This window comes from Halomonas sp. SIMBA_159 (genome assembly GCF_046536035.1).
Taxonomy (GTDB): domain Bacteria; phylum Pseudomonadota; class Gammaproteobacteria; order Pseudomonadales; family Halomonadaceae; genus Vreelandella; species Vreelandella venusta_A.
This window is the reverse complement of record NZ_JAWJBT010001138.1, coordinates 1-251: the sequence shown is the minus strand read 5'-3', so window position 1 is coordinate 251 and position 251 is coordinate 1. Positions and strand designations below refer to the sequence as shown.

Sequence of the window (251 nt, the reverse complement as noted above, 5' to 3'; positions counted from 1 at the left end):
GGCGGCGATCCTGATGGCGCTGGCGCTGATCGACCTGTCGCTGGTCGCCAACCTGCTGCTGATCGTGACCCTCGCCGGCTACGAGAACTTCGTCGCCCGGATCGAGTCCGGGCAGGAGAAACGACCCTCGTGGATGGGCACGGTGGACTTCACCGGCATGAAGATGAAGCTCATGGGCTCGATCACCGCCATTTCGGCGATCGCCCTGCTGCGCATCTTCATGAAGCTCGAGGAGGGCCAGCCGATGAACC

The 251-nt window shown here is 63.7% G+C and carries 1 protein-coding gene; it reads left to right on the top strand.

Features of this window, described 5'->3' with window-relative positions; translation table 11 throughout:
- Nucleotides 1-13: 13 nt before the first annotated feature.
- Nucleotides 14-251 (top strand): YqhA family protein (locus R0J87_RS22820; RefSeq protein ID WP_498889213.1); only part of this gene is annotated, 238 nt, incomplete at its 3' end.